This window comes from Brevibacillus sp. MCWH (assembly GCF_013096935.1).
Classification (GTDB): Bacteria; Bacillota; Bacilli; order Brevibacillales; family Brevibacillaceae; genus Brevibacillus; species Brevibacillus aydinogluensis.
In genome coordinates this window covers 194,173-207,693 of the sequence record NZ_SDLF01000006.1, presented here as the reverse complement: position 1 = coordinate 207,693, position 13,521 = coordinate 194,173, and the positions used below count along the sequence as shown (strand labels likewise).

14 protein-coding genes and 1 other annotated feature are annotated in these 13,521 nt (G+C 57.0%); all 14 genes read left to right on the top strand.

Annotated elements, in window-relative coordinates; genetic code table 11:
- Positions 1–66: 66 nt before the first annotated feature.
- The 14 genes from radC to ETC00_RS08050 all read left to right on the top strand — a co-directional run bounded on the left by radC (position 67) and on the right by ETC00_RS08050 (position 13,521).
- On the top strand, positions 67–741 hold the full coding sequence (gene radC, locus ETC00_RS08115; RefSeq protein WP_171565520.1) for a RadC family protein: 675 nt from the start codon (positions 67–69) through the stop codon (positions 739–741).
- Between the two features lie 107 nt (positions 742–848).
- A complete protein-coding gene (locus ETC00_RS08110) occupies positions 849–1,892 on the top strand; it encodes a rod shape-determining protein (RefSeq protein WP_171565480.1) in 1,044 nt (347 codons plus the stop codon).
- A 14-nt stretch (positions 1,893–1,906) separates the two neighbouring features.
- Positions 1,907–2,881, top strand: coding sequence for a rod shape-determining protein MreC (gene mreC, locus ETC00_RS08105; protein WP_171565479.1), 975 nt, complete (start codon positions 1,907–1,909; stop codon positions 2,879–2,881).
- Complete coding sequence (mreD, locus tag ETC00_RS08100; protein ID WP_171565478.1) at positions 2,881–3,405, top strand: rod shape-determining protein MreD; 525 nt, start codon at positions 2,881–2,883, stop codon at positions 3,403–3,405. The genes mreC and mreD overlap by 1 nt, the downstream gene beginning before the upstream one ends.
- 55 nt (positions 3,406–3,460) lie before the next feature.
- Positions 3,461–5,914: a peptidoglycan D,D-transpeptidase FtsI family protein gene (locus tag ETC00_RS08095; RefSeq protein ID WP_171565477.1), complete on the top strand. Its 2,454-nt coding sequence runs from the start codon at positions 3,461–3,463 to the stop codon at positions 5,912–5,914.
- An 88-nt stretch (positions 5,915–6,002) separates the two neighbouring features.
- Positions 6,003–6,671 (top strand): septum site-determining protein MinC, encoded by a 669-nt coding sequence (gene minC / locus ETC00_RS08090; RefSeq protein WP_304414479.1) that lies wholly within the window; start codon positions 6,003–6,005, stop codon positions 6,669–6,671.
- A gap of 27 nt (positions 6,672–6,698) precedes the next feature.
- Positions 6,699–7,493, top strand: a complete 795-nt coding sequence (gene minD / locus ETC00_RS08085) for a septum site-determining protein MinD (protein ID WP_171565475.1) — start codon at positions 6,699–6,701, stop codon at positions 7,491–7,493.
- Between the two features lie 132 nt (positions 7,494–7,625).
- Positions 7,626–8,762, top strand: coding sequence for a rod shape-determining protein RodA (gene rodA, locus ETC00_RS08080; RefSeq protein ID WP_171565474.1), 1,137 nt, complete (start codon positions 7,626–7,628; stop codon positions 8,760–8,762).
- Between the two features lie 233 nt (positions 8,763–8,995).
- The gene (locus tag ETC00_RS08075; protein ID WP_029097474.1) at positions 8,996–9,196 is read left to right on the top strand and encodes a cold-shock protein; all 201 of its coding nucleotides are present in this window, start codon (positions 8,996–8,998) and stop codon (positions 9,194–9,196) included.
- A gap of 183 nt (positions 9,197–9,379) precedes the next feature.
- Positions 9,380–10,156: a M23 family metallopeptidase gene (locus ETC00_RS08070; protein WP_171565473.1), complete on the top strand. Its 777-nt coding sequence runs from the start codon at positions 9,380–9,382 to the stop codon at positions 10,154–10,156.
- On the top strand, positions 10,149–10,985 hold the full coding sequence (locus tag ETC00_RS08065; RefSeq protein ID WP_230076713.1) for a M50 family metallopeptidase: 837 nt from the start codon (positions 10,149–10,151) through the stop codon (positions 10,983–10,985). Before ETC00_RS08070 ends, ETC00_RS08065 begins: the two co-directional genes overlap by 8 nt.
- A gap of 169 nt (positions 10,986–11,154) precedes the next feature.
- Positions 11,155–12,687 carry a ribonuclease E/G gene (locus tag ETC00_RS08060; RefSeq protein ID WP_171565472.1) on the top strand — a complete coding sequence of 511 codons (1,533 nt, stop codon included), beginning with the start codon at positions 11,155–11,157 and terminating at the stop codon, positions 12,685–12,687.
- A 61-nt stretch (positions 12,688–12,748) separates the two neighbouring features.
- Positions 12,749–12,827 (top strand) — a sequence feature (ribosomal protein L21 leader region).
- Between the two features lie 10 nt (positions 12,828–12,837).
- A complete protein-coding gene (gene rplU / locus ETC00_RS08055) occupies positions 12,838–13,149 on the top strand; it encodes a 50S ribosomal protein L21 (protein ID WP_171565471.1) in 312 nt (103 codons plus the stop codon).
- Between the two features lie 18 nt (positions 13,150–13,167).
- Positions 13,168–13,521, top strand: coding sequence for a ribosomal-processing cysteine protease Prp (locus ETC00_RS08050; protein WP_171565470.1), 354 nt, complete (start codon positions 13,168–13,170; stop codon positions 13,519–13,521).

Here is a 13,521-nt window from a genome sequence, read left to right as displayed (position 1 = left end):
CCGTTTCCGCAAACCGATCACGATTTGCTGGAGGCGGTAAAAATGTCGGCAACCACCTGTAACGAAATGCGTAAGAAAAACGTCCCTTACTATGACCGCCCAAGAGAAAGACTGCTGCGCGAAGGAGCGGGCCATCTGTCCGATGCCGAGCTTCTCGCGATTCTGCTGCGAACGGGCAGTGAACAGGAGACGGCGTTTGAACTTGCCCAGCGCCTGCTGGCTACGTTTGGCGACTTGCGCAGCCTGGCTCAAGCCTCTCACACCGAACTCACCAGCTTGAAGGGAATCGGACAGGTGAAAGCGATCGAGTTGCATGCTGCATTCGAGTTGGGGCGCAGACTGCTTGGAGGTTCGGGGCAGCGCCGCGCGTCCATCCGTCTGCCGCGCGATGTGGCGGAACTGATGATGCCAGAGCTTGGCCATCTGACGCAGGAGCATTTTGTCTGTCTGTTTCTCAACACCAAAAATCACGTCATCGGCAAAAAAACGATTTTTGTCGGGAGTCTGGACACCTCCATTGTGCATCCGCGGGAAGTATTCAAAGAAGCGATTCGCTCCAGCAGCGCATCGGTCATTTGCATACATAACCATCCCAGCGGCGACCCAACACCCAGCAGGGAAGACCTCGCCATTACCCGCACCTTGCGGGAAGCCGGCGAACTGCTTGGCATTACCCTGCTGGACCACATTATCATCGGTGACGCCAGGTACGTGAGCTTGAAAGAGCAGGGCTACCTGTAACGGGTATGCGTTGGCTCCGCATAATGGACCGGTGTTACCGAGCATGTTTTACCAGAGTTTATTACATCATTGATTTGTAACCGGACAACAGCGGAAGGAGTTTTTTTATGTTTGGTGGATTTTCTCGTGACATGGGGATTGACCTTGGCACTGCCAATACACTGGTCTATGTAAAAGGAAAAGGGATTGTCGTACGCGAACCGTCCGTCGTGGCGATTCGCACCGACACCAATACGATCGAAGCAGTCGGGAATGCTGCCAAGAGCATGATTGGCCGTACCCCCGGCAATATCGTCGCCGTTCGCCCGATGAAGGACGGCGTGATTGCCGATTTTGACACGACGGCAACAATGATGCGCTACTTCATCAACCAGGCGCAGAAAAACCAGGGACTGTTCAGCCGCCGTCCAAACGTGATGGTTTGCGTTCCGTCCGGCATTACCGCGGTGGAAAAACGGGCCGTGGAAGACGCCACCAAACAGGCCGGCGCGAAGGAAGCGTACACCATCGAAGAACCGTTTGCCGCAGCGATTGGCGCTGACCTGCCGGTGTGGGAACCGACCGGCAGCATGGTCGTGGACATCGGCGGGGGGACGACGGAAGTGGCGATCATTTCGCTCGGCGGCATCGTGACCTCCCGTTCCATTCGCGTCGCGGGCGACGAAATGGACGAAGCCATCATTCAATACATCAAACGTAAGTACAACCTGATGATCGGCGAGCGCACCGCGGAAACGCTGAAACTGGAGATCGGCTCCGCCATCGCTCCCGACGAGTTGGAGACCGTCGAGATTCGCGGGCGCGACCTGGTGACCGGGCTGCCGAAAACTCTGTCCGTCAGCAGCGAGGAAATTGCCGAAGCGCTGGCGGAAACGGTGGCAGCCATCGTCGAAGCCGTGAAAGTAACACTGGAGAAAAGTCCGCCGGAGCTGGCAGCTGACATCATGGACCGCGGCATCGTGCTGACCGGCGGCGGAGCGCTGCTGCGTAATATCGATCGCCTGCTGAGCAAGGAGACCGGCATGCCGGTGCACGTGGCGGAAAACGCCCTGGATTGTGTCGCGATCGGAACCGGCCGCGCGCTGGAAAACCTCCATCTGTTCAAATCGAAACACGGAATCACCTCTTCCAGACAAAAGCGCGGTAAATAATCGGAGGTTGCGGCATGTCGTTTTTCGGGAACAAGCGGCTGATTATTGTGCTTGTGGGCCTGGTCCTGTTGATTTCCATCGTGGGCTTTACGTCCCGGGAACGGGCTCGCCTGACCTGGCCGGAAATGTTTTTCAAGGATGTGTTCAGCGTGGTGCAGGGGATCTTTTACCGCCCTGCCCAGGCTGTTTCCACCTTCTTTCAAGAAATTGGCGACGCGTACAACGTATACGAAGAAAACCGGGCGCTCAAGGCAAGCCTGGACCAGTACGCCCGGATAACGGCGGAGCTGCACTCGCTCCAGGCGGAAAACGACCGTCTTCGCAAGCTGTTGCAAGCAGAGGAATCGTTGAAAAAGTCCTACCAGCTTCGCTACGCAGAAGTGGTGGCCAGAAATCCGGACACGTGGAACAACGTCATCACGATCGACAAGGGATTGAAACACGGCATCAAGAAAGACATGGCGGTCATGACCGCCAAGGGATTGATCGGCCGGGTGCAGAGCGTGGCCAACTTTTCCGCCACCGTGGAACTGTTGACCAGCTATGAGCGGCGTAATAACGTCTCGGCCTCGATTCAAACCGTGCGCAACGTCAACGGCACCGTTACCCACCATCCCGTCAGCGGTGTCATTGAAGAATACGATCCGCAAGAACGCCTGCTTGTCATGCGCAAAATCCCTTTGGGAGAGAAAATCGAACCAAAGCAGCAGGTGATCACCTCCGGATTTGGTGGAGTGATTCCGCCCAATCTGCCGATTGGATACGTTGTTCGGGTACAGCCTGACGATTACGGATTGACGCAGACCGCCTATATCCAGCCGAGCGCCGACTTTTCCCAATTGAACGAAGTGATGGTGGTAGAGCGCAACTTCACCTTCTCGCCCACGGGTGAGCTGATACCCAATCAGCCGCAGGGACAACAGTCAACTCAGCCTGGACAGAACACGCAGTCGCAAGCGTCTGCAGGATCGGGCGGAGGTGGAAGGTAATGCCACGGTTTCTGCTCGCTGCGACGCTGCTCTTGCTGTTTGTTCTGGAAGGTACGCTGGTTCAGGTCTTTTTGCCTGACAAATGGGGTCTGTCTCTGATGACAGTACCCCGCTTTGCGCTTGTCGGCACCATTCTCGTCTCGATGTTTTTGGGGCGGCGGGAAGGACTTTATTACGGGCTGGCACTCGGATTTTTGCAAGATGTGCTGTACGGACAGGTGATCGGTCTGTACATGATAACGATGATGGTGGCCAGCTATTTTGCAGGATTAATCGTCTTGTTGTTTCAGCGGGGCTTCGGGATGGTGTTTGTCACGTGCAGCCTGATCCTGTTTGCCCACGAGTGGCTGCTGTACAGCCTCCATCTGCTTCTCACCAAAGCCCCTGTTGACGTGCAGTGGATGCTCAACTGGCAGATTCTGCCAACGGTCGTATTAAATATGTTGAGTGCCCTGGTGATTTACTCCCCGATCAAGCGTCTGTGCGAATCCGTTATGTTCAAACGCGACCTCCCGTTGGAGTAGCGGCACAAGCAGCCGGGTCATCCCGGCGGGGGCACTGGAAAGGAGGAGAGGGGTCGTGGACGAAAAGAATGAGCAGAAGTCGGACATACCGGTTCGATTAAACATCCTGTTTTTGCTTGTGTTCCTGTTTTTTGCCGCCATCATCCTGCGTCTCGCCTACGTCCAGCTAGTGCAAGGAGAGCAGTACCGACATGAACTGGAGAAATACAGCATCCGCGAGCTGCCGATTTCGGCTCCCCGCGGCCGCATCCTTGACCGAAACGGCGAGGTGCTGGTCTCCAACAAGCCGGTTTATACCGTTACCTACGTGGAGGAGCTGGGGCAGGAGATCGACGAGGATAAGGTGGCCGATCTTTTGGCCCGCATCCTGTCGATGGATGGCGTGAAAATGGGGACAGACAAGGAACTGCTGAAAAAGACGGTCGAACTGGAATCCAAGCTGCCGGTTGCGTTTGGCCCCGAGGAGACAAACAAATTGATCGAGCAGATCGAGCACAAGCTGCGGCAGGTGCCGAAGGTAAGCGAGATCGACAGCATGTCCGACTACCAACTGATCAAGACGGCGCTGTACGTCGGGTTGTATGTGCGCTCCCCGTTTGACGACACCTCGCGAAAGCAGGCACTGAGTCTGCTCAAGGCAAAGCTGAACGACCCGGGGCAGCGCGCAGAGCTGGATGAAATGTCCGATGCGGAGCTGTTGAAATACGCCGTCTCCAGCAACGCGGAACTGAAGTTGACGCTGGACAAGGAGTACCGGGACGACCTGATCGGCCAGATCAAATACCGGATCAACAAGCTTCCCAATCCCGAGGAGTTGAAGGGGAAATCGGATACGGAACTGCTGGGCTACGCGGCCATTTTTGACCTGGACGTAAGTCTGCCGCTCAACGACCAGCAGCGCCAGTTCCAGTGGCACAAGCTTTCCCTGCTGCAGGAAATGCGCTCTTCACATATGCCGAGCTACATTCCGCGCCGCGTAAAAGTGAACATCTCGGATGCGGAGCGGTATCAAATCGAGGAACGTCTGTCCGAATTGCCCGGTATTTCCGTTGTGCTGGAACCGGTGCGACAAATTATTCAGGACCCGGACGGAACGCCGTTTGGCACCAACTTCCTTGGCTATATCAACGCCATCAAGCCGGAGCAGTTAAAGGAGTACCAGGCGCAGGGATACAATCCGTTTGACCGCGTCGGCGTGACCGGTCTGGAGGCGTATTACGAGCGTTATTTGCGCGGCAAGGACGGCGTGATGGAAGTGCACGTCAACAAGGACTCGCAGACGGTTGAAAAGCGGATGAGCCGGGAACCGGAACCGGGCAACGATCTGGTGCTGGCGATGGATTGGCGCTTCCAAAGCAAGGTGGAAGCCATTTTGAAAGAGGAGTTTCTCAAGTTCAAGAGCAAGCCGACCACGCCAAAGGAATTCAAGGAGGCCCATGTTCTGGTGATGAATCCGAACACGGGGGAAATCCTGGCGATGGCCAGCTATCCGGATTACGATGTGAACTGGTACTACGACCGCAAGAAATTTAACGAGGTGTATACGTCGGTCATCCTGCCCAACGAGGCAAACCGATTCATCTATACGCCGTTTCCTCCGGCGTCCACCTACAAGCCCATGTCGGTGATGATCGCCCTGAACGAGGGGCTGACCACTCCCAACGAAACCATCATCGACCGCGGCGGCCTCAAGGTGGGCAACATGTACAAACGGAACTGGAAACCGAGCGGACACGGTCCGGTCAACGCCCGCCGCGCGCTGGCCGTGTCCAACAACACCTACATGTACGAGATGGCGATCCGCCTGGCAGGACGGGCGAAGAATCACTGGTCCGAACAGTTTTCCGTGCTGGACTACTACAATGCGCAGTTTGGACTGGGGGTGAAGACGGGCATCGATCTTCCCGGCGAGAAGATGGGATGGGAAAACCCCTATTCACACTACGGCAACCTGGCCGACGCCATGATCGGCCAATATGATTTGTTCACGCCGATTCAGATCGCCCAGTACGTCTCGACTATCGCCAACGGCGGATACCGGGTGCGCCCGCATCTGGTCAATGAAATCCGCCGCGGCACGACGGACCCGAAACAGCCTGGACAGACGTTGACCGTAATCGAACCGGAAGTGCTGAACCGGGTCAACGTCAATCCGAAATACATTCAGGTGGTCAAGGAAGGGATGCTGGCCGTGACGAAGCCAGGCGGTACGGCGGCAAGCACGTTCAAGGGCCTGCCGTTCAACGTCGGGGCCAAGACGGGGACGGCGCAGACCGGGCGCAAGGCAGAAAACGCCCTGCTGGTCGGCTTTGCCCCCTACGAAAACCCGCAACTGGTGTTTGTCGTGCTCGCTCCCGACAGCTTGCGCAGCGGCACGTCCAGTTCGGACGCCACCGGTCCGATTGCCCGCAGACTGCTGGAGGCATACAACGAAATGTATCCGGGCGTGCTGACCCCCGCCGCGAACACTGCTTCGCAGCAGCAGCCGACCCAGGCTGAACAGCAATGAGCTGCGACCGACTGCATTCGGCAATTTTTTTCAATGGAGCAGGAATCTTTTGTAATCGTGGCGAATGGTATCGCTCGAGGTGAAACAGGTGACGACTGTGAAAAACAAGGTCACGATCAAGGGAACAAAAGATGGTCTCGTCTTTTTCATGGATGACGCCTGTTCCTTCGACGAACTTCTGGCCGATTTGCGTGAAAAGATAGAGCACAGCCATCAACAGATCTTGTCGGGTCCGTTGATTCGCGTTTCGATTAAATTGGGAAAGCGATACTGCACTCCTGAACAACAGGAGCAGTTGACGCAAATTATCCGGCAAAAAGGCAATCTGGTGATCCACACGATCGAAGCGGACGTGATCACCAAGGAAGAAGCGTTTGCCGAACGTCTCAAATCGACGTTTTCCATCCAGGTACACACGGTTCGCGCCGGGCAGGTGCTGGAGTTCGACGGTGACTTGCTGCTTCTGGGAGACGTCAACCCGGGAGGCATCGTGCGGACGACGGGCAGCATTTACGTGCTGGGTCATTTGCGCGGGTACGCCCACGCCGGGATCAACGGGGATACGCAGGTGATCATCGCCGCCGCGGTCATGAATCCCACCCAACTGCGCATCGCGGAAGTGATCAGCAGGCCGGGAGAAGAGTGGGCGAAAAACGGCGGCACGGAATTCGCCTATTTGGAGAACGGCACCATGCTGGTAGCCAAAATGAATTATCTGCCCCGGATTCGCCCCGAATTGGGCGCGAAAAAAGTGTGAGGCGTTAGGGTAAGAGGAGGAACGGACGTGGGTATTGGAATTGTCGTAACATCAGGAAAAGGCGGCGTGGGCAAGACGACCACTTCCGCCAATTTGGGAACGGCGCTCGCTCTCCTGGGCCAGAAAGTCTGCATGGTCGATACGGATATCGGACTGCGCAATCTGGATGTCGTCATGGGACTGGAGAACCGCATCATTTACGACCTGGTGGATGTGGCGGAAGGGACTTGCCGCCTGCAGCAGGCGCTGATCAAAGACAAGCGGTTCGAAACCCTGTCCCTGCTGCCGGCTGCACAGACCAAGGACAAGTCGGCGGTTTCCCCCGAGCAGATGGAGGAAATCGTCACACAGTTGAAGCGGGAGTTTGACTATGTCCTGATCGACTGCCCGGCCGGGATCGAGCAGGGATTCCGCAACGCGGTGGCAGGCGCGGATCAGGCGATCGTAGTCACGACGCCAGAGAAAGCCGCTGTCCGTGACGCGGACCGGATCATCGGTCTGTTGGAACGGGAACAGGTCGGCATGCCCAAGCTGGTGATCAATCGTGTGCGGTCGCACCTGGTGAAAAACGGCGACATGCTCGATGTGGAAGATATTCTGGATTTGTTAGCCATTGACTTGATTGGCGTTGTGCCGGATGATGATCATGTCATCAAATCGGCTAACCAGGGTGAGCCGGTGGTGATGAACCACGAGTCCCGTGCGTCCATCGCCTACCGCAACATCGCCCGCCGCCTGTTGGGCGAAGCCGTGCCGCTTCAGCCGCTGCAGGAAAAGACGGGCGTGCTGCAAAAGGTGCGCAGGTTTTTCGGATTGAAATAAAGCGACGTTAGCCGAACCAAAAGAACAGGAGTTTTCCTGTTCTTTCATTCTTATCGGCGCAGATGCGCAAGCGGATCCCAGGAAGCCGCGTCCCTCGTGAGAATGGGAGCCAGGGAGGGCGAAGAAACTACTATGTTTGACCTTGAAAAACGACATCTGAAATCGATCGACTGGCCAATTGTGATCATCCTGTTTGGCTTGGCCGTGTACAGCTACAGTGGTATTTCCGGATCGGACAAAGGTATCCACATGGCCAACCAGCAGATGATCTGGTACGCGATCGGATTTATGGTGCTTTTCGCTACGCTGCTGTTCGACTATCGGCTGTATTACTCCATGTCTTACGTCTTGTACGCCATCGGCATCATCCTTTTGATCGGCGTATTCCAGACGACGCCGATCAACAACGCCACGAGTTGGTACCGCCTGCCGGGGGGCGTTTTGTTTCAGCCGTCTGAGCCGATGAAACTGTTTACGATTTTGACGGTGGCCCGTTACCTGGCCAACAAGGCTGACGATCCCGAGCGGTTCCGGTATTTCTATCAGCTCATTCCCGTCGGGCTCATCGTCGCCGTGCCCTTGCTGTTGATTTTGGTGCAGCCCGATTTGGGAAGCGCGCTGGTGTACTGCAGCATTTTGGCCACCATGCTGCTTGTGGGGGGCATCCGGTTGAAACACGTGCTCTACCTGGGCACGCTCGTCGGCAGCTTTTTCGGGTTTATGACGTATCTGTACTTTTTCCATCAGTCGATTTTCTTCAAGATCTTCAAACCGTATCAGTTTGATCGGATCAAGTTTTGGCTCAACCCCGATCTGGAACCGATGGGGCGCGGTTTTCAATTGAAGCAATCGCTGATTGCGATCGGCTCCGGCCAACTGTTTGGCAAAGGCATTAACACGCCGACCCAGGCCAGTTTCGGCTGGGTCCCCGTCGGCGAAAGCGACTTCATCTTTACCGTCATTGCGGAAAAGCTCGGTTTCGTCGGCGCGGGTGTGCTGATGATCCTGTTCTTCTTCCTGATTTACCGGATGATCCGCATCGCGATGGAGGTTAAAGATCCGTTTGGTTCCTATGTAGTGGCAGGGGTGGTCGGCATGTTCACGTTCCAGATTTTTGAGAACATCGGCATGACCATCCAGTTGATGCCCATCACCGGGCTTCCACTGCCCTTTATCAGCTACGGCGGCAGCTCGCTGTTGACCAATTTTCTGATCATCGGCGTCGTCCTGAACATCGGGATGCGCAAGGACAGACTGCGTTTTGATTAAATGCGTGACAAACCGATCCGGATGTGATACACTCAATCTAAGTTAACCCGTTTTACTAGCTGTAGTGATTTGATATAGGTTGTGGAGTCGTACCTTGTTGAGAGACGCCACCATGTGGTCAAATCTCGGCTCGGTACGACTTTTTCCATACCGGCAAAAACTCCTCTGTAAAAACAGGTTAACGGATCACTCTTTCGCCCCGATGCGGGCGCATGTTTAGGAGGTTTTGTTTCATGCAACAAGGTATTGTTAAATGGTTCAACGCGGAGAAAGGATACGGTTTCATCCAGGTTGAAGGCGGAGATGACGTATTCGTACACTACAGCGCTATCCAGGCAGAGGGTTTTAAAACGCTGGAAGAAGGTCAAAAGGTTGAGTTCGAAATCGTTCAAGGCAGCCGCGGACCGCAAGCTGCGAACGTTGTGAAACTGTAAACAATGGCCCATATCAAAAGCAGTCTCTCGATGGAGAGGCTGCTTTTTTGCATGTCGGGGCAGTCCCCAGCTGCCCAGGTCAACAGCCGTCATCCGTTCCTTACGGCTGTATGCCGCGCGGTTATAATGCGGACAGACAGGTCATAAGATGGTACAAAAGCTTGGCCATCGGAGGGATGGGACATGTTCGACGAAGTGGATCGTGTCAAAGAGAGGAGGCGGGCGCGGATGGAGCGGATTCGCTCACAGTCGCGCGACAGTCTGGCCCCGTTTGTCGACGACTGGAAAGATCCGATCGACCCCGACGACGCTCTGTTTCCATACGCTTCCCGCCGGAACAGCACCATGCCCCAACTGCCTGACCGGGAGCAATGGGGCATCCGGATCTTCGCGTCCGCGCTATTGGTGGGTCTGGCCTATCTGATTTTCCAAACGTCCGTCGTTCCGTTGGACTGGAAACATTCGGCGCGCGAAGTGATGACGCGCGATTTTAATTTTGCCGGCGTGGCCGACTGGTACGAAGCGCGCTTCGGTGCATTGCCGACGCTGTTGCCGTCCCTGTCGGGCAAGAAAGCGGTTCCGGTGGACGGGCACAGCACACAGACCGTCTGGAAATGGCCGGTTTCGTGGAAAGTGGTGAAGCCCTTTGACTATGCCAGCGGCAAGGTTGTGCTGAGCACCGGGACAGACGGTGCGGTCACGGTGGGCGAGGCCGGGTGGGTGACGTTTGTGGGGGAAAAGCCTGGTTTTGGCACGACGGTGGTTGTCCGTCTGGCCCAGGGACGGGAGATGTGGTTTGGCAATTTGGAGAAAATTCAGGTCGCGGTAAACGACTTTCTCCAGCCGGGACAGGTGGTGGGCATCCCGCGAGCCGTCAATGAAACGGCCCGGTATCTGTACCTGGGGGCACGGGCGCAGGAGCAGGCGATCGATCCGCTGGATGTGATTTCCTTTGAATGAGTGGCGCCCGTTCGGCATCCGCCTGCGCATTCACCTGCTGTTTTGGATTGTGATCGGCATGTCGATCCTGTTGGGAAAGTTTTGGGAGATTATCACCCTGTTTGTGATCGTACTGATTCACGAGATGGGGCATATCGCGGTCGCCAGGGAGCTGGGCTGGACGGTCACGGAAGTGGAATTGCTGCCGTTTGGCGGCGTGGCGACGATGGAGGAAGCCTACGCAGTCGATCCGCTTGACGAGATTGTGGTGGCCCTGGCCGGCCCGTTTCTCAACGTGGTCATGATCGCGGTCTCCCTGGTATGCTGGTATGCCGGCATCTGGACGGATGAGTGGGCCCGCTTTTTCCTGGCCGGCAACGTGGCGGTCGCCGGCTTCAACCTGCTGCCGATCTGGCCGCTGGATGGGGGGCGGATCGTTCAAGCTGTCCTCTGCTGGTGCATGCCATACCGCCGGGCAGCCATCGCGTCGCTGACACTGAGCGCCATGCTGTCCGCACTGATGCTGGGTGTGTCTGTCCTGTCTCTGCAGACGAATGTCGCCGTGGTGGCCGTGTATCTGCTGGCCGTCAACATTCAGGCCTTTTTGCGTTTTCCCTACCAATTCATCCGCTTTCTGATGGAAAAATACGCGCGCCAGCCGGAAGAGTACGGTGTGCGGGCCTTGACCGTTCCGCCCGAGTCGACGGCGATGGAGGTGTCTCATCTGCTGCGGCGCGGCTGTTCCCACCTGGTCTACGTGCAGGGGAGCGGTCTGCTGGCTGAGGAGCGGCTGCTGCATGCGCTTCTGTTTGAAAACAAACACGATACCGCCGTCGGGCAGTTGGTGTGAGCGCGGTCCCGCCGCTTTTCTTTTTTTCACCGCTGTGGTAGAGTACGTGGTGCGAGTGATGATGCGGAACCCGCCCAAGCGATGGTGGGCATGGCGTGGACGTGCGGGACGTCAAGCCGGCCCGTCCGTCTTACATGCGCGGGAAGAGGCAAAAAAGGAGAGGAACGGCGTGAAACAGGTGGCTATCAGCGGGTCTGGCGGCAGGCTCTGGGCGGCGCTGCTTGAACAGGGGCGACTGGTCGAATGGCGCAGCGAACAGGCGGAGACGGAACCGCAGGCGGGTTGTGTCTACCGGGGCAGGGTGACGGATGTGCTGCCGGGGATACAGGCCGCCTTTGTCGACATCGGCCAGGGAAAAAACGCCTTTTTGTACGTGGACGATGCCCTGCCGCCGTTTCATGGAACGGAAAAGCGCCTGATCAACGAGCTGGTGCGAGTAGGTGAAACACTGCTGGTGCAGGTGAGCAAGGAAGCGGCGGAAGGGAAGGCGCCAAAAGTGACGACGCGCGTCAGCATCCCCGGCCGACTGCTGGTGTACCTGCCTCCGGAGGGACGAGCCGTCGGGACGGTGGAAAACAGCCTGCCGGTCGCAAGCGTGCCGGCCGAGCCGACTGCCCGCGTCTCGGTTTCGCGCAAGATTGCGGACGAGGCAAAACGGCGGAAGCTGCGGGAGCGGGCCGCCGGACTGCTGGAGGACGGCGAAGGAGTGATCGTGCGGACGGAAGCCGAACATGCCGACGATGAAGCAGTGGCCCGCGAGCTAACCTTTTTGCGAAAGCGCTGGCGGGAAGCGCTCGCCTCGGCCGCCGGGCGGAAAACGCCGTGCCTGATCTGCCGCGATGTCGGACTGATTGAGGCGGCACTGCGCGACTTTGGAGCGGAGGACGCGGAGGAGATCATCGTCGAAGAGACGGCCGCCTTTCAGCGCGTCAAGGAACTGACGGAGGTGCTGTATCCCGACGCGGCGGACAAGATTCGCCGCTATCAGGGCAGGGAACCGCTGTTTGAGCGGCTCGGCTTGGAGGCCCAACTGGACCGGGCGCTGCAGCGGCGCATCCCCCTGCCGAGCGGCGTCCATCTCGTGTTTGACCGCACGGAAGCGATGACGGTGATCGACGTCAACACGGGAGCCTTTAGCGGCAAAGGGGGACAGCAGCGCGAACAGGCGATAACTGCCGCCAACCTGGAAGCGGCCCGGGAGATTGCCCGTCAACTGCGGCTGCGCGACATCGGTGGGATTGTCCTGATCGATTTTGTAAACATGCAGGAAGCGGCCAATCGGGAGCGGGTGTTGGCTGCCCTGCGCGCCGAAGCTGCCAAGGATACGGCGCCGGTGGCGGTGTTAGGCATGACCGCGCTCGGCCTGGTTGAGCTGACTCGCAAGCGGGTGCGGGCCAGCCTGGCCGAACGGATGACGGAGCCGTGCTCCTGCTGTGGCGGAACGGGACGAGTCCTATCCGTCGACGAACTGGAGCGCCGACTGTTTGACGAGCTGGGCGGGCTTGTCCGCAGCCAGGAGGCGGAAGCGGCGCTGATCGAGGTGCCGGCCCGGATGTACGAACGCTTGGCGGCTGATAGTCCAGAGGGGCGGCCGCTGCATCTGTACGTGCTGCGCGCTGACCATCTTCCGCCCGAGCGATACCGCATCCTGTACGCCGGCCGCAGAGAGGAAGCGGACCGGCTGTATCGGGAAAAAGCATAAAATGCCTTGACTGTACAGTACAGGTATGGTAACCTAATGTCTGTCATGCAGCTATGCCTCGCGCATACTGTAACCGCTCGAATCAGGTTGGACAAGACGCCGTTCGCGGCGCACCTGCACAGGCGAGTCTGAGTATAGGAGGTGCACAACATGTACGCAATTATCGAAACCGGCGGCAAGCAATACAAAGTAGAAGAAGGCTCTGTTCTCTACATCGAGAAACTGGCTGCAGGCGAAGGTGACGTAGTTACTTTCGACAAAGTTCTCTTTGTAAGCAAAGACGGCAAAGTTACGGCAGGTACTCCTACCGTAGCAGGCGCAACGGTAACCGGCAAAGTAGAAAAACACGGTAAAGGTCAAAAAATTATCGTGTACAAATACAAAGCCAAGAAAAACTACCGTCGCAAACAAGGTCACCGTCAACCGTTCACCAAAGTTGTGATCGAAAAGATCAATGCGTAATTTTGGTGACGTACCGAGATGATTACCGTAACTGTTCAGCGCAATGCGCACTGTGAAATTGAAGAGATTGCGATTTCGGGACATGCCAACGCCGGCAGGCATGGCGAGGACATCGTCTGTGCAGCCGTGTCCGCGGTCAGTCTCGGGATCGTCAATTCGATTCAGCCACTGCTCGGATTTGTTCCGGACGTTGAGCACGCAGCAGAAGAGGGCGGGTTTCTCCGCTGGAGAGTGGGCCGTCTCGACGACGCTCGCCTTCATGAGAAACAACAGCTCTTGGCTGAGAGCATGGTTGTTGCCCTGTTTGTTGTAGCTGAAACGAACGGAAAATACGTGGCGATTCACGATTCAAAATGGCAAGGAGGTGCCTGA

Excerpts from the sequence above, each read along its gene's own strand:
- rodA (WP_171565474.1), top strand. The coding sequence starts at position 7,626 with ATGTTTGACCTTGAAAAACGACATCTGAAATCGATCGACTGGCCAATT.
- mreC (WP_171565479.1), top strand. The coding sequence starts at position 1,907 with ATGTCGTTTTTCGGGAACAAGCGGCTGATTATTGTGCTTGTGGGCCTG.
- ETC00_RS08050 (WP_171565470.1), top strand. The coding sequence starts at position 13,168 with ATGATTACCGTAACTGTTCAGCGCAATGCGCACTGTGAAATTGAAGAG.
- rplU (WP_171565471.1), top strand. The coding sequence starts at position 12,838 with ATGTACGCAATTATCGAAACCGGCGGCAAGCAATACAAAGTAGAAGAA.
- ETC00_RS08110 (WP_171565480.1), top strand. The coding sequence starts at position 849 with ATGTTTGGTGGATTTTCTCGTGACATGGGGATTGACCTTGGCACTGCC.
- radC (WP_171565520.1), top strand. The coding sequence starts at position 67 with ATGCGTAAGAAAAACGTCCCTTACTATGACCGCCCAAGAGAAAGACTG.
- mreD (WP_171565478.1), top strand. The coding sequence starts at position 2,881 with ATGCCACGGTTTCTGCTCGCTGCGACGCTGCTCTTGCTGTTTGTTCTG.
- ETC00_RS08075 (WP_029097474.1), top strand. The coding sequence starts at position 8,996 with ATGCAACAAGGTATTGTTAAATGGTTCAACGCGGAGAAAGGATACGGT.
- ETC00_RS08070 (WP_171565473.1), top strand. The coding sequence starts at position 9,380 with ATGTTCGACGAAGTGGATCGTGTCAAAGAGAGGAGGCGGGCGCGGATG.